Here is a 17,827-nt window from a genome sequence, read left to right on the forward strand (position 1 = left end):
CTCACGAGGAGCTTTTCATGCCACAACTGTTGCGGGTGCAGTGCTTCAACGTCTCACGGGACGGGTTCGGCACCGGGGAGGGTCAGAGCCTGGAACGGCCCTTCGGTCACGCGGACCCCACCCCGCTGTTCTCCTGGCGTTCCGCCACCGCCAGCTTCGTGTACCGCACGGAGCCGGGCGGCACTCGCGGGCTGGACGACTACCTGACCCGCGACGCCGAGTGCAACATCGGCGCGGAGATCATGGGCCGCAACAAGTTCGGCCCCCAGCGTGGCCCCTGGGAGAATCACGAGTGGCAGGGCTGGTGGGGCGACAACCCGCCGTTCCACACGCCGGTCTTCGTGCTCACCCATCACGTACGGCCGTCGTTCAGCCTGTCCGACACCACGTTCCACTTCCTCGACGCCAGCCCCGCCGAGGCGCTGGCCCAGGCCAAGCAGGCGGCGGACGGTCGGGACGTACGCCTCGGCGGCGGGGTGGCCACCATCCGCGAGTTCCTCGACGCCGACCTGGTCGACACGATGCACATCGCCGTCGCGCCCGTCGACCTCGAGCGCGGCGAGCGCCTGTGGGAAAGCCCCGACGAGCTGCTCGACCGCTTCCACCTGGAGTCGGTGCCCAGCCCCAGCGGAGTCACCCACCTCCTGTTCTGGAGACGATGACCCGCGTTGTTCGGGGGCAATAACCCCCAGCCGATCTACAGGCGGGACAGCACCAGCAGCCGGTTGCCGTCCGGGTCGGTGACCCGGGCGGACCGCTCGCCCCAGGGCTGGTCGACCGGCTCCTCGGTGACCGTCGCGCCGCCCGCGCGCAGAACGTGCACGGCCGCGTCGCAGTCGTCGGCGTACACGCACAGCTCCCAACGGCGCGACAGGGCAGGATCTCCGGCGTGTGGGTCGGCGGCCAGGCCCAGCTCGCTGTTGCCCAACCGCAGGGCTACGAACTCCGGCTCACCGTCCTCGGGAAACCGGTAGGTCAGCTCGAACCCGAGCACGTCCCGGTAGAACCCGATCAGTCGCGGCAGGTCGGGCGTCGTCACGATGGGGAATGCCTCGGTGAACACGCGACCACCTCCTGCTCGGACCCTAACCGGTACAACAAGCCGGCCAATCCCCCACCAACGGCTGCGCACCGCAGATCTTGGACAGGTTCCGTTCAGACAGAACGGAAACTGTCCAAGATCTGCGGGCTCGCACTGCCGCGCGCTTCCTGAGATCGCTCACGAGCGGGTGCGCGTCCTCGACTTCCGCTACGTTCCGTAGGGCTTGGCGGAGGTCGCGACCCAGAACAGCAACACGATCGTCGCGACAACCCCGACGACCACGATGAGAACGGTGACCAGGGCTGCGCGAGGCGAGTTGCGTCGGCGCAGTTCCCACGCCGCGGTCAGTTGGAACAGCAATGCGAACATCTCGAAAAAGGCGAGCCAGAGGAAGCCGAAGAGGCTCAGCATCCCCTCGGGGAGGTCGCGGCCCTCAGCCATCTGGATGCCGCCCCAGGCGGTGGCCACCCAACACGGCGCGGCCAGCCCGGCGAGCACGTACACCGCCCGGTAGGAGACAGGGCCGGAACCGTCGGGTGGCACATCGGGCCAGCGGGGTGTCTGCGACGGGAGCATTCCCGGACGCTAACGGCGCAGCTCTGCCGGGAGAATCGGCCGACGGGGCCGGGGCTCCGCGTCGATGAGCCTTCGACTCAGCGCAGGCGGCCGGGCAGCACGCTCCTCGGCGCGGCCGGCCGCAGCAACGTCGAAGGCCCTGACCGGGACTCGTGTCCTGGTCAGGGCCTTGATCGTGGAGCGGGTGACGGGAATCGAACCCGCACTGTCAGCTTGGGAACCGTACAAGATCCCTCGACTGCGCGAAGGTGCGCAGGACAGCCTATCTACGGGTTCGACTGCAATTGGCCTGGAGTGACACCAGGTGTCCCGGCCTAATGGCCCGCCAATGGCCCAGCCCTTGCCCAGCTTAGACCGACAGCGCGCTGGCGGCTCTGCTGACGGAGTTCCGTGTACTGCGCCGCATCGCGCCCTCGCCTGTCCTTGATCCGACCCGCGACGCGCCGGGCACCGCCCCACCCGCCACCTAAAGTCAGTGCGAGGAAGCGCAGAGTCATCGCGCTCAACCGGCAGGAAGGCCGAATAGATGCTTGACCCTGAAGCCATGGCCATCGTCACAGGCGCGGCAGGCAACGTCGTTGCGTACATGTTAAACGGTGAGGTGGACACACTGCGAACATGGGCGAAACGCATCTTCCGACCTGCGAGCGGAAGCAGCGAAGCAACTCAGGTCGGCTCAATCGTACGCGACTGTGCCGCGCTTACTGAGGGCGCGTTGTCGGAGACGGAAACGAGAATCCGATGGAAAGCCATCCTTGAAACCTATCTCTCCGAACACCCGGAGGTTCGGCCGGAAATTGAGGCCTTAGCGTCCAGCGCACCCGCCAAGACGGACGGCATGTACGTAGGGACTCAGCGGAATGAGTCGGGTGGTGTATTTATCGGACGCGATAACCACGGCGATATTTCGCGCCCTGGGGGAATCTGATGTCGGCAACATCTGCGGATAACTGGCCGGGCCCTGGAGTGCAACGTAACGAGAAGAACGGTGTTTTCATCGGCCGAGACAACTACGGCCCAATTCACAATATCGACGATGCTACCCGTGAGGTTCTAAAGAAGCTTGCGGACGAAGCTCCAGCGCTGCACGAGATCCTGAGGAGGGCAATTAAGGAGGGTCTCGTGTCGCCGGACGTGGTGTACGCCCTGGAATTCGCGGCCCGCAGCATTAATGAGGATGTTGCTGTCATGCTTAACCGCGCAAGCCACAACATCAACGAGGATAACGCCACAACTTTTATGGCCGCCGCAAACAAGCTGGAACAACTCGCATCCCATGACTATGGTGATGGCCTGAACGGTGTCGCTCAACGAGTAGAGTCGCTCGTTCAGCGATTTGAAACGGTTTCAAGCTCACTGGACAACCGAGACCTTGAGAACTTGCCGGGCAACCTCGACAATGTTCTAACCAATTTCCGATACGAGGCTGACAGGATTGAGGGAGTAGTTACCCCTCCACCTGCGCAGATTGTCGTTAATTGGAGAGTTACTTGGCGAGCTTATCTCGTTGGGATTGCGACCGGGCTAGCCCTTGTCCTCGTTGGCTATATCGCCTATCGGACTAACCGCTAGTCGATGGAATCGAGGGCATTGCCGGGGACACAAGAGATTAGGTCGTCGGTGCTGTCCCCCTCGTCCTCCCAGTTCAATCCCTCTCGGGGGACAGCAGGGACACGGGGGACAGTGGGGACACGACTGCCGCGACCGGTAGCCTGATCGGGTGCTGTCTTCCTTCCTCCGATCAATCCGCGCCCAACTCCGGCGCATCGTCCGATCGGTGTTCTACGCCGACGAGCGACCGAGGCAGCTTGGTCGGTATTCGCCGAAGATGATGCGATTCTCGGTAACCCTCGCACTCGCCATCTCGGGTGCCGCACTTGCGGCTTATGCTGTATTTATTGCTCTTGCGTGGACACGCGGCGCAAACGTCCCACTGCTCCCGGTTCAGAAGAATCCGAAGCCGCTGACGTCATCGGATATATACGATCTAACCCGAAGTGCTGTAGCCGTTGCAGGTTTAGCCGCTGGTGTTTTCGCAGCTGTCTACGCCTACCGCAAGCAGAGGGTAGAAGAAGCTGCAAGTCGGCGAAGCGATGAGGAGCACTTTTCTTCAAGATATCAAGACGCCGCAGACCAGCTCGGCAGCGACAAAGCGGCGGTTAGGCTGGCGGGTGTGTATGCGCTTTCGAGGCTTGCAGATGATTGGCCGGAACAACGGCAAACCTGCATCAACGTCCTGTGCGCTTACTTTAGGATGTACAAGGAAGGTGACGATTTGCCGGCTGGAGAGAAGGAGGTAAGGGTTACCATTCTAGATGCGCTCCTTGACCGGCTCGATCCTACCGCTTCAAATTCTTGGCGCAATTATGACTATAGCCTCAAGGGTTCTTTTTTCGACTCCGACTTTTTTATGCCTGACGGCCCCGGTGAGGGTTTCATTGATCTCTCCGAGTCGACATTTTCTAAATGCCGCGTTTGGATACAGAATGACCATAAACATGATCTAAATGTTGTCGATTTCAGGGAGTCAATTTTCAAGGAGGCGCGAGTAGAAATAAGGGGTATCTACCCATGCGGTGACCTGAACTTCAACCGCGCGCGCCTCCAAAGCGGCAAGTTCAACTTCAGCAACCTTCGACTCGAAGGCGGGACACTGCGGTTTGAAGCGACGTCCTTCGAGGGAGCTGATGTGTTTTTCTCCGGCGCTGAATTTGCAAAAGGTACTGCGGATTTCACGAAAGCTGATTTTGCGGCTGGGCGCGTCGATTTCAGCCATGCCGACTTCAAAATCGGAGTGGTCGAGTTCGGGTATGCCTCTTATGGTGATGCGCGCTTGATTATGGAGGACGTGAAAGGCGATAAACCTCAGGGGCTACCCAAGGATTTGTGGAAGCCCAGGGAATCGGAATCCTAAATGTCGACTTACTTCTCGTCAGTCTACCTCAAAGATTCTGGCATTTTCACCGAGTAACGGGGCGATAGTTTCGTACGGATCATGGTCGACGGGGACGCTTACGCTCAAAAGATTAGGATACCCCCACTCGACTTCATAATTCATTGTTCGCAGTGCCTCGATAAGCTTTGAGCGCTCCTCCCTGTCGGGCCATGGGAGTTCGAAGAATATGCGCGTCGTCTTGCGGTTCCGTTCGACGACCTCTACAACTTCCAGATACGGCCAACGCACCTTTACCCTGACTATGTCACCAGCCGCCACGTGGGCATAGAAGCCGTTATTGCCCAACTCGTAGGTGTCGCGGCCAACTTTCTTTGCCCACATATTTTCGCCGGTCGGCCCGTCTTCGCCCGACAGTTCGAAGCGCACCTTCTCAGACTCTCCTAACGGAGCACTAAGAAGATCGCCATAGCGCCACCGATCCCATAGATAGTACTTGGCTGTTGAGCTCCATAGCCAAGATTTCCACCTGATCTGGTTGATTAGTTTCATTGTTCTCTCACGGGGTGTGCAACGGTCGGGACAATTTCGGGGCTATGCCCTACGAATGCCCGCAATTCAAGGGCAGTCGGGTGACACGGGGGACAATGCCTCGGCGATGTCCCCCATCGACGTGACCACGATATCGGCTGCTGTGAAGGCGCTGGCCTTCCACGCTCTGTTGGCGTAGCCGATTGCGACGACCCCGGCGGCGTGGGCTGCCTCGATATCGGAGAGCGAGTCCCCGACCAACACACAGGAGCCCGGCTCAGCCCCGAGGGTGCGCACAGCATCGAGCACCGGGCCGGGGTTCGGCTTCATCCGCCTCGGATCCGCGTACGCCCGGCCGATGATCGGCCTGACGTATGCGGCTAGACCATGGGCCATCAGGTAGGCCTCAATCGCCGTCGCCGAGTTGTTGCTCACCACGGCAACCGGCAAGCCTCGGGCGTTCGCACCGAGGATCACCTCACGCCCGAACGGTGTTGGCGCAGCGATGCCAGCGGCGTGCACCTCGGCTGCACATAGGGCTTCCTCAACCGCCATCGTCAGATCATGTGGGCAGGTCTCGCCAACCCACCGCAGTACGGCAAGAGGGTCGCCCTCGCTGCGTACCTCCGGCGGCATGGAGACGCCTTCAACGTCGAGTAGCGCGACCAGCTCGGCCGCGACACGCGGCGCGGGGTATCCCGCGAAGATCGAACAGACCGGCCCGTCGAAGTCCAGGAGCAACGGCCCGCCGCCCACCAGGTCGGACAGCGTCGGCGCGCTCACGACCGGTACTCGCGCGCGACGCTGTCCCACACTGAGTTGAACCAGAGGCGCGCAGACTCGACAAACTGCGTGCCGTGCGACGCCTCGTCTTCGTCGACGGCGTAGTGGAACAAGGTCGCATCCCTGCCCATAAGGTCGAAGATCTCGACCGGCTCTCGGCCGATCGTCACCTCACGCTTGACTGCCGGGTAGAAGCCGAAGAACGCCTCTCGCCCGTTCAGCATGTAGAGCTTGAAGGTCGGCGCGATGCTGTGCGTCCGCACGTCCACCGTCGCGGACTTTACGAGGCCGAGGTCGGCGAGTTCCTGCACCTGATCGATGATCCCGTCGGCGGCCCGCCGGGTGATGCGTTCTGCCCGCTTCCGGACAGCAGGATCGTCCGACCCGGTCGCAGCGAGGGCCGGTAGCGCCATTGGCACCGACATGTCAGAGATCAGCAGGCGGACGCTGATGGTCTCGGGAGCAGATCGACCGGCACGCACCATGTCGAGTGCCTCGGCGATTGCGTCCCGCAGCGTCTCACCCGAGAACCCGGCAAAGTCGATCGCCACGTGCTCGTGTTCGAACGCTGCCTCGATCAGGGGCCGAAGCTCGACCGGCCGCTGTGTCTGCGCACGGACGAATGCTCCGCTCCCCTGCCTAGTCACGATCAGGCGCTCGTTGCGCAGCACCTCAAGCGCGCGCTTGATCGTCTCGCGCGCGACGCCATACCGGTTCGCGAGTTCGGGTTGCGACGGCAACTTGTCACCGGGCGCGAGCTTCCGGGTCAAGATCGCGGCCCGGAGCATGTTCGCGATCTGCTGCGACGCCTGTCGAGGGTCGTCGGGATCAAGGTCACCCAGGAATTCAAGGTTCTCGGCCACGAATCGACACTACCTCTGACTAGCCAAGCCAGGAAAGTTCCCACGCGGAGCTTGACCTGACTAGCCAAGCCAGCCTACTGTCGAACGCATCGAGCCTGACTAGCCAGGCTCGTCAACTTCGGAGGTTGGTTGTGCGTAAGTACCCGCTCCAGGTCGACGAACCGACGCCGGCCGAGTTGGCCGCGATCGAGGCCGAGTGGCCGCTGATCGAGGCAGAGCTGTCCGTTCTGGACGCCGAGATCAGCTTGATTAACGCTGCCGCCCACGGCGGCCCGTCGCCGCTGGACTGGCGGCGGCTGCGTCGGGCCGAGGCCCGCGTGACCCGCGTCGCTGTCGCGCTGGCCGTGCGGCCCGCCGACCGGAAGGCGGTCGCCTGATGGCCCAGGACCTCAAGCGCCTCAAGCGCATCGGCTGGGGCGTTCGTTCGGTGTTCGCTCTCGGCATCGCGGCCTCGCTGGCTGGCAACGTGCTGCACGCCAGCGACAACGTGATCAGTCAGGCAATCGCCGCGTGGTCGCCCGTGGCGCTGCTGCTGGCGGTCGAGCTGATCTCTCGGATCCCGGCGCGGCGCGGTGCACTGTCAGCCGTCCGGCTGGGAGCTACGGCCGTCATCGCTGGCATCGCGGCGTGGGTGTCGTACTGGCACATGGTGGGCGTGGCCACCCGGTACGGCGAGGCCGACTCCTCGGCCTACCTGCTGCCGTTCAGCGTGGACGGCCTAATCGTGGTCGCGTCGATCAGCCTGGTCGAGATCGGCGGCCGGATCCGCACCCTAACCGAGACCGCGACCGAGGCCGCATCGGTCAGCGAGCCCGCCCCGGTCCCCGCCTACCTGACCGAGTCAAAGTCGGCCTACACCAACAAGGACATCGGGGAACCGGAGACGCCTGCCGCGCCGGTGCCCACGGTCGAAGTCGCTTCGGGTTCGGCGGTCAAGAAGACGCCGGTCAAGCGGGTCACACCGCGCCCGGTGTCGGCCGAGAAGGTCGCCAAGGCCGCCGCCAAGATGCCCGACGCGCCGGTCTCGCAGATCGCCGCCAAGGCCGGTGTCTCGGTCTCGACCGCGCGACGTCATCTCGCCGCTCTGCGCACCACCGATGCGTCACCATCTGCCCCGCTTCCTGCGGAAACGCCCGCCCTCATCGCCGCATAGCTTCGCCCGGTGACGCGGCCACCCGCCGCCAAGCAAGCGCCGCGTCACCGGCCCGCCATCAGTCACTAGACCTCAGGAGAGACCCCCATCATGACTGCTCCCAACCCCAACCCCGACAAGTTCGACTGGACGGCCGCCGAGAACGACGTCGCCGAGGTGGTCGACCTGAACGCCGAGCGCACCCGCCGGACCGCCGACGCGGGCACGCACTTCGAGGTGAACCTGGACGAGACCCCGCAGCGCGGTGGGATGCCCGTCGAGTTGCCTCCGGTGGACGCGTCCGGCAAGCGGCCGATCGTGCCGGCCAACTGGTCGACGTGGCCGAACATCCGACACAGCCTCGCGCAGGCCGCCGCCCTGACCGGCTACCGCGCCGGGTTCCACGCCGTCCGCGCACCCTGGTACGCCACCCTCGCCACGTTCTGGGCCGGGGTAGGCACGTTCCGGCTGATCGGCCGGCAGCTCAAGTGGTGGTGGGTGTCGGAGCAGTACGGGCTGCGGCAGGCCGCCGCCGACGCCAACGACCCGGCCATGTGGCTCAAGCTGCACCGCGAGGTCAAGGCCACCCGCATGTGGCGCGGCATCGTGCTCGCCGCCGAGGCCGTCGCGGTGTGCGTCGGCGGCCCGGTGCTCTACGCCGTCGCCCCGGTGTGGGCGCTGGTGCTCGCCGCTTGCCTCCTGGTCGCGTTCCTGGCGCACATCGGCCGTCCCGAGGACCGGCGCATCATCACCCCGGCCACCGTCTCGGGCCGCTTCCGCCGGGTGAACCCGGACATCATCCTGCGGGCCTACTATGCCGCTGGTCTCGGGCACCCGGACAAGGCGCACCAGCAGATCGGGTTCGGCTCGACCATGGCCCGTGACGCCTCGGGCACCGGTTCTCAGGTGTCGATCGACCTGCCGTACGGCAAGACGTTCGACGACGCGGTCAAGGCACGCGGCGCGATCGCCTCGGGCCTGGACGTCGCGGTTTCGCAGGTGTTCATCACCCGCGATCCCAGCTCGCACCGACGGCACACGCTGTGGGTCGCCGACCGCGACCCGCTCGCCCAGGGTGCGGGCCGGACGCCGCTGCTGCGCTGCAAGCCCACCGACATCTGGCAGCCTGCCCCGTTCGGGCTGGACGAGCGCGGCAACAAGGTCGCCGTTGACCTGATGTGGAACAGCATCCTGATCGGCGCGCAACCGAGGCAGGGCAAGACGTTCGCTGCTCGCTCGCTGGCCCTGTACGCCGCGCTGGACCCGTACGTGAAGCTGACGGTCCTGGACGGCGGCGGCAAGCCGGACTGGCGCAAGTTCGCGCTGGTCGCCGACCGGTACGCGTTCGGTATGGCGATGACCCGCGACGGCGACCCCGCCGAGATCGCGCTCGAAGCGCTGCGCGAGATCAAAGCCGACGTGCAGGACCGGTACGAGCGGTTGTCCAAGCTGCCGGTCGACATCTGCCCCGAGGGCAAGCTGACCCGCGAGATCGCCCGTGACCCGAAGTACCGGATGCCGGTGCGGCTGGTGGTCCTGGATGAGTTTCAGGAGTACTTCGACCTCGGCGACATCAGCAAGGAGATCGCGTCCCTGCTCGTCTACCTGGTCAAGGTTGCCCCGGCGGCCGGTGTCGGGTTCGTCGACGCGACCCAGCGCCCCTCGGGTGTGGGCGGCGGGCAGGTTGCCACGCAGTTCATCAGCTTCCGGGACAACCACCAGGTCAGGTTCTCCCTGCGTACCGGCTCGTGGAACGTCTCCGACCTGGTCCTCGGCGCGGGGGCGAACTCCGAGGGCTACGACTCGTCGACGCTGCTGCCCAGCTACAAGGGCGTCGGCATCCTGCGCGGCGCGTCGGACGCCACCCCGACGGTTCGCACGTACCTCGCCGACGCGGACGACGCGGAGAAGATCCTGATCGCCGCCCGGAAGCTGCGCGAGGCAGCCGGCACGCTCTCTGGCATGGCGGCTGGGGAGGACGTCGCCCGCGAGATCCGCGATGTGCTCGCCGACGTTCGCAGCGTGATCGAGCGCGGCGAGACCGGCGCGCAGTGGGAAGAGATCGCGGCCCGCCTCGCCGACCGGCTCCCCGAGGCGTACGCGGACGTGACCGCCGAATCGATCTCGGCTCAGGTCCGCTCGTTCGGTGTACGCAGCGTAGACGTCAAGCGTTCCGGCAAGGCCCTCAAGGGAGCCAAGGCCGACGACATCGACGCCGCGATCACCCGCCGCAAGGCCGCATAGCCGGTCGCGGCCCGCCCGCGACCGGTCGCGTCACCGCGACTTAACCCGCGACCGGCCTGGTCAGCGCAGACATTGACCGGTCGCGGGTTGCGTCGCCAGCCCTTCACGCCCAAGAACGCCCTCTGGAGGCTCACTGTGTCTGCCCTCGCCGCGACCGCGACCCCCGGAACCACCGTGATCGGAGTACTGATCCTCGCCGCCGCGATCGCCACGCTCTGTTACGCCCTCGGCTGCTGGCTCTGGCCGTTCGGAGCCTGCCGCAAGTGCTCCGGCACCGGCACGCGACGCTCCCCGTTCGGCCGCGCGTTCGGCCTCTGCCGCCGCTGCCACGGCGACGGACGCCGCCTGCGCGTCGGCCGCCGGATCATCAACAGCCTGCGCGAGTTGCACGGCAAGGGCACGCGCTGATGGCCGCCCGGACCATGGCCCGGTTCACCCGGACCGAGACGCCACACACCAACTGGTGCACCCGCGATCACCGGTGCGGGGTGGCCCTGCACCAGGCCCCGGACATCATCGCCGACGGGCCGCTCGGCGGCCGGGCCGTCATCACCCGCGTCCGCGCTGCCGACGTCGACTACGCCGAGATCCGCATCCGCGTCCCGCTCAGCCGAACCGAGGACACCGCCCGGCGGCAACTCGGCCTTGTGCTGCACCTGTGCCGCGAGTTGCTGGCCGCTGTCGCCGCGATCCGGCCCGCCGCCTTGCGAGGCCGGGCCACCGACCGGCCGGCGCTTGACCGGAGGGCCGGCTGATGTCGCGGATCCGGGCCGCCTACTGGGATCCCGACGCCGAGCGGCACGACGTCCCGACATTCTGGTGGCAGGGTGCGCCGGACGGCTACGCCACCCGCAGGCAGCTCCGGGCGCGCGGCCTGCGGCCGGGCGGTCAGCCGGTCGCCGCGCAGATCCTCTGGCGGGGCGTCGGCGGCACCCGGACCGCGTACCTGTACCGGCTCGACCTCGCCCGGCCCAAGCGCACCGCCACCCCGGCACAGCGGCGCGGGATCTCGGCCGCGCTGCGCGCCCGCCGCATCTGCCCGGCCTGCGGCGAGCTGCGCGACTACTACATCCCGCGCTCTCTCGGCGAATGCCTGGACTGCCACGACGAGCGGCCGGGCCGATGACCGGCGGGCACTGGATCGGCGCGAGCAAGGCCCTCGATCGCCTCGTGCCCGCCGATCTGCCCTACCCGCACATCTGCGACCGCACCGTCGCCGCCGAAGACACCGTGTCCGGTCAGCCGTTGCAGGTCGCCCGGTGGGAGAAGACCCGCTACTGCGCCGCCTGCGCCGACGAGAACTACCAGCGCGAACACCCGTCCGCACCCGACATCAGGAGGCCGAAACCGATGCCCGACAACGAATCCCTACGCGACGTGGCTCTCGCCGCCGCCGCGCGTGGCTGGCACGTCTTCCCCCTGCGTCCAAACGACAAGCGGCCCGCGTTTCCCGACCACCCCGCCGACGCCTGCACCGGCCGGGACCCGCGCTGCCGCAACGGGCACACCGGCTGGGAGGCCCGCGCCACCATCGACCCCGACAGGATCCGGCGCGGTTGGGCCAGCACGCCGTACGGAGTCGGCATCGCCTGCGGCCCATCCGGTTTGCTCGTCGTCGACCTGGACGTGCGCAAGCCCGACCAGGTCGCGCCCACCAGGTTCGCGGGCTACCTGGACGGGTGGCCCGTACTCGCCGACCTGTGCGCCGACGCCGGACAGCCGGTCCCCACCGACACGCACACCGTGACCACCGGCGGAGGTGGTGCGCACCTCTACTTCCGGCACCCGGCCACCGGTCCGGCCCTGCGCAACACGGCCGGGGAGCGCGGCAACGGCCTCGGTTGGCTGGTCGACACCCGCGCCCACGGCGGCTACGTCGTTGCGGCCGGAAGCACCGTCGCGGGCCGCCCCTACGCCGTCGCCCGTGACCTGCCGGTCGCTGATCTACCAGGCTGGCTCGCCGAACGCCTCGCCCCCGCGCCGCTGCCGCCGCAACGCCCGGTGGCCGTCGACCTGCCGTCCGGCCGGGCCGGCGCCTACCTGGACGCCGCGATCGGCCGGCAGCTCGACCACCTGCGGCACGCGGCCGAGGGCGAGCGTAACCACACGCTCTACGTGTCCGCGGTCGCCCTCGGCCAGCTTGCCGCCGGGGGAGCGCTGTCCGTCGACCAGGCCGCCGCGCTGCTGGAGCAGACCGCACTGTCGATCGGCCTCAGCCGGTTCGAGACGCTACGCACGATCCGCTCTGGCCTCGCCGCCGGTGCCCGTCGCCCCCGGACGGTGGCCGCATGAGCGCCATGCCCGCCGACCGCCCGCACCTGCACGTCGCCGGACCGGACGACGCCGCCGAGGTGCTGTCGCCAGAGGCGAAGCGGCCCGCCTGGATCCGCACGTCGTGGACCGCCGCCGACATCATGGCAATGGAGTTCGCCCCGCCGAAGTGGGCTGTGCCCGGTGTGCTGTCCGAGGGCGTGAACCTGCTCTGCGGCCCGCCCAAGGTCGGCAAGTCGTGGATGTCGCTCGGCCTCGGCCTCGACGTCGCCCTCGGCGGCAAGGCGTTCGGCGCGATCCCGGTCGAGCCCGGCCCCGTGCTGTACCTCGCCCTGGAAGACACCGCCCGCCGCCTGCAAAACCGGCTCGGCAAGGTCCTCGGCCAGCGCAAGGCCCCGGCAGGACTCACCCTCGCCACCGAGTGCCCGCCGCTGCCGCAGGGTGGCGACCAGGCCATCGCCGCGTGGCTCGACCGCAACCCGAACGCCCGCATGGTCATCATCGACGTGTTCGCCAAGCTGCGCGGCCACTCCGCCCCCGGCGCGTCCGCCTACGATGCCGACTACGCCGCTGTCGGCCGGGCAAAGAAGGTCGCCGACGACTACGGCGTCGCGTTCGTCCTGGTCCACCACGTACGCAAGGCCGGATCCGACGACTTCCTCACCGAGGTCTCAGGGACCAACGGACTCGCCGGAGCCGCTGACGCCACCCTCGTACTCAAGCGGGCGCGTAACCAGGGCGACGGCGTGCTGCACGTCACCGGCCGCGACGTCGACGAGAACGAGTACGCCCTCACATTCGACCCCGCCGCCGGTGCCTGGCAGATGCTCGACGGCCCGGCCGAGGATCACCAGATCGGCGAGACCCGCGCGACGATCCTGCGGTTCCTGCGGTCCGCCCCCGGCAGTACCCCCAAGGTCATCGCCGACGGAGTCGGTCTCGCCTACGACAACGTCAAGCGGACCTGTCAGCGGATGCTCGCCGACGGGCAACTCGCCGCCGACACCGGCGGCCGGTACCGAGTCCCTGGTGTCTCCCCTGTCCCCGGTGTCCCCCAACCTGCCCTGAGCAGCGAAAACAAGGGGGACACCTCGGGGACAGCCGGACTCTGGCCGTGACCCTGCCGAACACGCTGAAACAGGGGCGTAGAGGGCTGTTTCAGCACAGACCTATACGAAGACACCAGGACGCACGAGATCTTGGCTCAGCGTGGCTCTCAGCGGGCCGCCGTACGGCTTCCTGCCAACGCGGCCCGCCGCCCCTCACCGAACCGCCCCTACCACCAGAGATGCCGCTACCGGCGCTCTCAACGCCTTGCCGAACCACCCCCGATAGGCCGCACTGCCCGGAAAGGACACCCGATGGCTAAGCGGATCACCCAGAACGCGCCGGTTCTGAAGCTGCCCGCCGAGTTGCTGACCATCGATGAAGCCGCAAGCCGCATCGGCATGAGCGTGCGCTACGTACGCCGCGCCGTTGCCGAGCGACAGATCGCGTTCCATCGCCTCGGCCGATCGATCCGGATCGACCCCGCCGACCTGGCCGCGTTCGTCCACGCCGGACGAGTCGAGCCCATGACCGCAGAGACCATTTGGCGCGGATTGAGGAGTGTCGCCTGATCATGGCAAACCAAGAGGGACACCGCCGATTCGGCAACATCCGCAAGCGCGAGTCCGGCCGCTACCAGGCTCGCTACCCCGGCCCGGACGGGCGGATGCGCTCCGCTCCGCAGACGTTCGCTCGCAAGTCCGAGGCCGAGAAGTACCTGTCGCTGGTCGAGGCTCAGATGATGCGGGGCGAGTGGATCGACCCTGAGCGCGGCAAGATCCGGCTACGCGACTACGCCGAGCGGTGGATCGCCGAGCGGCCGAACCTGCGGCCCCGGACCGTGCACCTGTACCGGTGGACCCTCGGCAGGCACATCACGCCGCACCTCGGCGACATGCCGCTCAACCGGATCGACACGCCCATGGTCCGCGAGTGGCGGGCACTGCTGCTGGCCGAGGGCGTGTCGGTGACCATGGCCGCCAAGGCATACCGGCTGCTACGCGCGGTCCTGATGACCGCCGTCAAGGAGGACGAACTAATCAGGGTCAACCCGTGCCGGATCGTCGGTGCCGACCAGGAGAAGGCAGCAGAACGGCCGGTCCTCACCGTCCCGCAGCTCTTCGAGCTGGCCGAGCGGATGCCGGAGCGCTTCCGGGCGCTGATCCTGGTCACGACGTTCGGATGCCTGCGGTGGGGCGAGGCGGTCGCCCTGCAACGCTGCGACGTCGACCTGTCGGCCGGCACGGTGCGCGTGCGACAGGCGTTCGTCGAGCACCGGGGAACCGGCCTGATTCTCGGCCCGCCCAAGTCGCGGGCAGGTGTGCGAACCGTCGCACTACCCAAGGCGGCACTACCTGTGCTGAAACAGCACATGGCCAGCCACGTCGGCGAGGCACCCGAGGCGTTCGTGTTCACCGGCGAGAGCGGCCGGAACCTCTGGCGCGGCAACTTCAACAAGCTGGTCAAGTGGCCCGAGGCGGTAGCGGCGATCGGCGCGGCCGGGCTGCACTTCCACGACCTGCGGCACACCGGCAACACACTCGCGTCGCGGGCACCAGGGGCTAGCCTGCGCGACATCATGGCGCGGATGGGGCACGACAGTCCGCGTGCCGCGCTGATCTACCAGCACGCCAATCGGGAGGCCGACCAGGGCATCGCCGACGCGATCGACAAGGCGGTCAAGGCGGCCCGGCGCAAGCCGAGCAAGCGCAAGGTCAAGCGGGTTGTCGAGGGCGACGGACCGGCCGCCGAGGCGAGCTAATGGCCCGCTAATGGCCCATCCCTGTTTCAGCATGACCTAGAACCACGGAAGCCCTGACGGGACATCGGTCCTGATCAGGGCTTCCGTGCGTGGAGCGGGTGACGGGAATCGAACCCGCACTGTCAGCTTGGGAAGCTGATGTTCTGCCATTGAACTACACCCGCAGGCGGCACCACTGTACCCGAGTCGTCGAACCGGTGCACCCAGCCACCCCCGCGCGCCGGCGGGACGCCCTCGCCTCGGAAGAAGTTTCCTCGCGGCAACATATGGCCATTCTCAAATGCATTGATGGGTTGTAACGTCTGCCACACGTTCCAGCCATGGCGTGACACACCCCCTGCCGCGCCACCAGAAAGAGGTGGGCTCATGGGACTCCGTCCCAACCTGCTGACCCGGCGTGCCGCCGGTGTCGCTTCGACGACCCTCGCGCTGCTGCTCAGCACCGCTGCGGTGGGCGTCGTTCCGGCCGCTTCGGCCTTCTCCGCGGCGCCGGGCGGCGCCTGTGCGGAGCCGGCCGACAGCCAGGCCAACGCTCGGGTGAAGCCCGGCGCGGCGGCCACGCACGACCCGAACGAGCTGACCGCGAAGCAGGTCCGGGAACGCGACGCCGACCTCGCGGCGGCGCTGCGTGAGCGCGCCAACTTCCGGGCCGGCGCCGGCGCCACGACGCTGGCCACCGTCACCATTCCGGTGGTGGTGCACGTGATCCAGGAGGACAGCACCCGGGCCGGCGGCAACATCCCGGACTCGATGATCACTTCGCAGATCAGCGTGCTCAACCAGGCCTACGCGGGCGGGACCGGCGGCGCTGCCACCGCCTTCGCCTTCCGGCTCGACAAGATCAACCGGGTGACGAACCCGTCCTGGTACCCGATCGTCGACGGCTCGTCGGCGGAGCGGTCGATGAAGTCGTCGCTGCGGGTGGGCGGCAAGAACACGCTCAACATCTACCTCGGTGAGCTGAGCGACGACCTGCTCGGCTGGGCGACCTTCCCGCAGCGGAAGCTGAGCAGCATGGACGGCGTGGTCGTGCTGAACGAGTCCCTGCCGGGTGGCACCTCCACCAACTACAACCAGGGCGACACCGGCACCCACGAGATCGGTCACTGGCTGAACCTCTACCACACCTTCCAGGGTGGCTGCGGCGGCTCCGGTGACGGCGTCAGCGACACCCCGGCCGAGGCGTCGCCGGCGTACCAGTGCCCGACCGGGCGGGACACCTGCTCGGCGACCGGCCTGGACCCGATCACCAACTTCATGGACTACACCTACGACTCGTGCATGTACCAGTTCACCCCGGGTCAGGCGAGCCGCATGCTTACCGCGTGGAACGCGTACCGCGCGGCGTAACTCTCCTCGCGTACACCTGGTGCCGGCTCCGTCACGACGGAGCCGGCACCGGCGTTCTGTGGGACAACAGGGCCGTGGTCAGGCGGCCGTGCACTGGACGTCACGGCTGCGCCGGGCCGGGCGCGTCTGCGGTACGGGGACCGGCGCGGCCGGCGCGGGCGGGGCTTGCGGGTCCAGCCAGACCCGCACGGCCGGACGGCTCGGGGCGACACCCGGGACGCCTGCGGCGTGCTGCTCGCGACGGGTCAACATCGCCACGTCGACGGTGAACTCGAACAGCCGCCAGTCGACCTGGGGCTCGGCCCGGGCGCTCTGCGCCAGTCGGGCCACCTGGACCGGGTCGGTGACCGGCCAGGCGTGGCCCGCCACGTACGCCTCGTCGTCGCTCTCCTCCGGGGGGAACGAGTGCAGCGCGTAGCGGCCGTCCCGTTCGAGGTCGCGGCGCTTCGGCGAGTCGATGATGAAGCAGAAGAGACCCTCGTCGGTGATGACCGGGGAGACCGGATGGACCCGGGGCCCGCCGTCGGCGCGGACCGTGGCCAGGTAGCCGAAGCCCGGCCCGTACTGCTGCAGGAGAACGCGGATCCCGTCGGCGAGGCGGGGCTCGTCGGCGGCGAATTCGGACCAGGAAGCCATGCGAGCATTCTATCGAACAAATGTACGAGCAGCGACCTCGACGCGCTGGTCACCGGCACCGAATCCGGCCGATCCGGCCGACGCCGCTATGGTGGTCCGATGCTGCTCTCCGACCGCGACCTGGTCTCCGAGATCAAGGCCGGCACGCTGGGCCTGGAACCGTTCGAGCCCACCCTGGTCCAACCGTCCAGCATCGACGTACGACTCGACCGGCTGTTCCGGGTCTTCAACAACCATCTCTACACCCACATCGATCCGGCCATGCAGCAGGACGACCTGACCTCGGTGGTCGAGGTGCCCGAGGGCGAGCCGTTCGTGCTGCACCCGGGGGAGTTCGTGCTCGCCTCGACGCTGGAAGTGATCTCGCTCGGCGACCAACTCGCCGGCCGGCTGGAGGGCAAGAGCTCACTGGGCCGCCTCGGCCTGCTCACCCACTCCACCGCCGGGTTCATCGACCCGGGCTTCTCCGGTCACGTGACGCTGGAGCTGTCCAACGTGGCGAACCTCCCGATCACCCTCTGGCCGGGCATGAAGATCGGCCAGCTCTGCATCTTCCGGCTCTCCTCGCCGGCCGAGCACCCGTACGGCTCGGTGGTCTACGGCTCGCGTTACCAGGGCCAGCGGGGGCCAACGCCGAGCCGCTCCTGGCAGAACTGGCGTGCCTGGCCGACGCGCTGACGCACGACGAGGGCCCGCC

General features: G+C 67.4%; 22 protein-coding genes and 1 tRNA gene. 16 read left to right on the top strand and 7 right to left on the bottom strand.

What is annotated here, in order from left to right:
* Positions 1–17 precede the first annotated feature (17 nt).
* Positions 18–662: a dihydrofolate reductase family protein gene (locus AB0B97_RS07865; protein WP_357491549.1), complete on the top strand. Its 645-nt coding sequence runs from the start codon at positions 18–20 to the stop codon at positions 660–662.
* Between the two features lie 35 nt (positions 663–697).
* Here the strand turns inward: AB0B97_RS07865 and AB0B97_RS07870 are convergent, their stop codons facing one another.
* On the bottom strand, positions 698–1,063 hold the full coding sequence (locus AB0B97_RS07870; protein WP_234588941.1) for a VOC family protein: 366 nt from the start codon (positions 1,061–1,063) through the stop codon (positions 698–700).
* Positions 1,064–1,249: 186 nt separating this feature from the next.
* Positions 1,250–1,618 (bottom strand): hypothetical protein, encoded by a 369-nt coding sequence (locus AB0B97_RS07875; RefSeq protein WP_357491551.1) that lies wholly within the window; start codon positions 1,616–1,618, stop codon positions 1,250–1,252.
* A 544-nt stretch (positions 1,619–2,162) separates the two neighbouring features.
* Between AB0B97_RS07875 and AB0B97_RS07880 the strand changes: the two genes are divergently transcribed.
* The 3 genes from AB0B97_RS07880 to AB0B97_RS07890 all read left to right on the top strand — a co-directional run bounded on the left by AB0B97_RS07880 (position 2,163) and on the right by AB0B97_RS07890 (position 4,532).
* Positions 2,163–2,546, top strand: a complete 384-nt coding sequence (locus tag AB0B97_RS07880) for a hypothetical protein (protein ID WP_357491553.1) — start codon at positions 2,163–2,165, stop codon at positions 2,544–2,546.
* Positions 2,546–3,190: a hypothetical protein gene (locus AB0B97_RS07885; RefSeq protein WP_357491555.1), complete on the top strand. Its 645-nt coding sequence runs from the start codon at positions 2,546–2,548 to the stop codon at positions 3,188–3,190. The genes AB0B97_RS07880 and AB0B97_RS07885 overlap by 1 nt, the downstream gene beginning before the upstream one ends.
* A 205-nt stretch (positions 3,191–3,395) precedes the next feature.
* On the top strand, positions 3,396–4,532 hold the full coding sequence (locus tag AB0B97_RS07890; RefSeq protein ID WP_357491557.1) for a pentapeptide repeat-containing protein: 1,137 nt from the start codon (positions 3,396–3,398) through the stop codon (positions 4,530–4,532).
* Between the two features lie 18 nt (positions 4,533–4,550).
* Here the strand turns inward: AB0B97_RS07890 and AB0B97_RS07895 are convergent, their stop codons facing one another.
* The 3 genes from AB0B97_RS07895 to AB0B97_RS07905 form a co-directional block, all read right to left on the bottom strand.
* Entirely contained in the window at positions 4,551–4,940 is a 390-nt protein-coding gene (locus tag AB0B97_RS07895) for a DUF4265 domain-containing protein (RefSeq protein WP_357491559.1), read from the bottom strand.
* Between the two features lie 189 nt (positions 4,941–5,129).
* Positions 5,130–5,825, bottom strand: coding sequence for an HAD-IA family hydrolase (locus AB0B97_RS07900; protein ID WP_357491561.1), 696 nt, complete (start codon positions 5,823–5,825; stop codon positions 5,130–5,132).
* The gene (locus AB0B97_RS07905; RefSeq protein ID WP_357491563.1) at positions 5,822–6,688 is read right to left on the bottom strand and encodes a GntR family transcriptional regulator; all 867 of its coding nucleotides are present in this window, start codon (positions 6,686–6,688) and stop codon (positions 5,822–5,824) included. Before AB0B97_RS07905 ends, AB0B97_RS07900 begins: the two co-directional genes overlap by 4 nt.
* A 131-nt stretch (positions 6,689–6,819) precedes the next feature.
* On the opposite strand from AB0B97_RS07905, the gene AB0B97_RS07910 reads away from it, so the two are divergent.
* From AB0B97_RS07910 to AB0B97_RS07955, 10 genes are all read left to right on the top strand, one after another.
* Complete coding sequence (locus AB0B97_RS07910; RefSeq protein ID WP_357491565.1) at positions 6,820–7,065, top strand: DUF6284 family protein; 246 nt, start codon at positions 6,820–6,822, stop codon at positions 7,063–7,065.
* On the top strand, positions 7,065–7,841 hold the full coding sequence (locus tag AB0B97_RS07915) for a DUF2637 domain-containing protein (RefSeq protein ID WP_357491567.1): 777 nt from the start codon (positions 7,065–7,067) through the stop codon (positions 7,839–7,841). Before AB0B97_RS07910 ends, AB0B97_RS07915 begins: the two co-directional genes overlap by 1 nt.
* 90 nt (positions 7,842–7,931) lie before the next feature.
* The gene (locus tag AB0B97_RS07920) at positions 7,932–10,064 is read left to right on the top strand and encodes a cell division protein FtsK (protein WP_357491569.1); all 2,133 of its coding nucleotides are present in this window, start codon (positions 7,932–7,934) and stop codon (positions 10,062–10,064) included.
* A gap of 174 nt (positions 10,065–10,238) precedes the next feature.
* On the top strand, positions 10,239–10,472 hold the full coding sequence (locus AB0B97_RS07925) for a hypothetical protein (protein WP_357491571.1): 234 nt from the start codon (positions 10,239–10,241) through the stop codon (positions 10,470–10,472).
* The gene (locus AB0B97_RS07930) at positions 10,472–10,819 is read left to right on the top strand and encodes a hypothetical protein (RefSeq protein WP_357491573.1); all 348 of its coding nucleotides are present in this window, start codon (positions 10,472–10,474) and stop codon (positions 10,817–10,819) included. The genes AB0B97_RS07925 and AB0B97_RS07930 overlap by 1 nt, the downstream gene beginning before the upstream one ends.
* Positions 10,819–11,190: an RRQRL motif-containing zinc-binding protein gene (locus AB0B97_RS07935; protein ID WP_357491575.1), complete on the top strand. Its 372-nt coding sequence runs from the start codon at positions 10,819–10,821 to the stop codon at positions 11,188–11,190. The genes AB0B97_RS07930 and AB0B97_RS07935 overlap by 1 nt, the downstream gene beginning before the upstream one ends.
* Positions 11,187–12,356 (top strand): bifunctional DNA primase/polymerase, encoded by a 1,170-nt coding sequence (locus AB0B97_RS07940; protein ID WP_357491577.1) that lies wholly within the window; start codon positions 11,187–11,189, stop codon positions 12,354–12,356. Before AB0B97_RS07935 ends, AB0B97_RS07940 begins: the two co-directional genes overlap by 4 nt.
* Positions 12,353–13,453 carry an AAA family ATPase gene (locus tag AB0B97_RS07945; protein ID WP_357491579.1) on the top strand — a complete coding sequence of 367 codons (1,101 nt, stop codon included), beginning with the start codon at positions 12,353–12,355 and terminating at the stop codon, positions 13,451–13,453. The genes AB0B97_RS07940 and AB0B97_RS07945 overlap by 4 nt, the downstream gene beginning before the upstream one ends.
* A 243-nt stretch (positions 13,454–13,696) precedes the next feature.
* Complete coding sequence (locus tag AB0B97_RS07950; protein ID WP_357491581.1) at positions 13,697–13,954, top strand: excisionase family DNA-binding protein; 258 nt, start codon at positions 13,697–13,699, stop codon at positions 13,952–13,954.
* Positions 13,955–13,956: 2 nt separating this feature from the next.
* Positions 13,957–15,144, top strand: coding sequence for a tyrosine-type recombinase/integrase (locus AB0B97_RS07955; RefSeq protein WP_357491583.1), 1,188 nt, complete (start codon positions 13,957–13,959; stop codon positions 15,142–15,144).
* A gap of 90 nt (positions 15,145–15,234) precedes the next feature.
* Here the strand turns inward: AB0B97_RS07955 and AB0B97_RS07960 are convergent.
* A tRNA-Gly gene (locus AB0B97_RS07960) sits at positions 15,235–15,308 on the bottom strand.
* Between the two features lie 202 nt (positions 15,309–15,510).
* Here AB0B97_RS07960 and AB0B97_RS07965 point away from each other — a divergent pair.
* Positions 15,511–16,494, top strand: coding sequence for a zinc metalloprotease (locus tag AB0B97_RS07965; protein WP_357491585.1), 984 nt, complete (start codon positions 15,511–15,513; stop codon positions 16,492–16,494).
* Positions 16,495–16,572: 78 nt separating this feature from the next.
* On the opposite strand, the gene AB0B97_RS07970 is transcribed toward AB0B97_RS07965, so the two are convergent.
* Positions 16,573–17,130 (bottom strand): pyridoxamine 5'-phosphate oxidase family protein, encoded by a 558-nt coding sequence (locus tag AB0B97_RS07970; RefSeq protein ID WP_357491587.1) that lies wholly within the window; start codon positions 17,128–17,130, stop codon positions 16,573–16,575.
* Between the two features lie 99 nt (positions 17,131–17,229).
* Here AB0B97_RS07970 and dcd point away from each other — a divergent pair, with 99 nt between their 5' ends.
* A complete protein-coding gene (gene dcd, locus AB0B97_RS07975; protein WP_234588933.1) occupies positions 17,230–17,808 on the top strand; it encodes a dCTP deaminase in 579 nt (192 codons plus the stop codon).
* The last annotated feature ends 19 nt before the right edge of the window (positions 17,809–17,827 follow it).

It is taken from the genome of Micromonospora sp. NPDC049004 (assembly GCF_040649315.1).
Taxonomy (GTDB): Bacteria; Actinomycetota; Actinomycetes; order Mycobacteriales; family Micromonosporaceae; genus Micromonospora.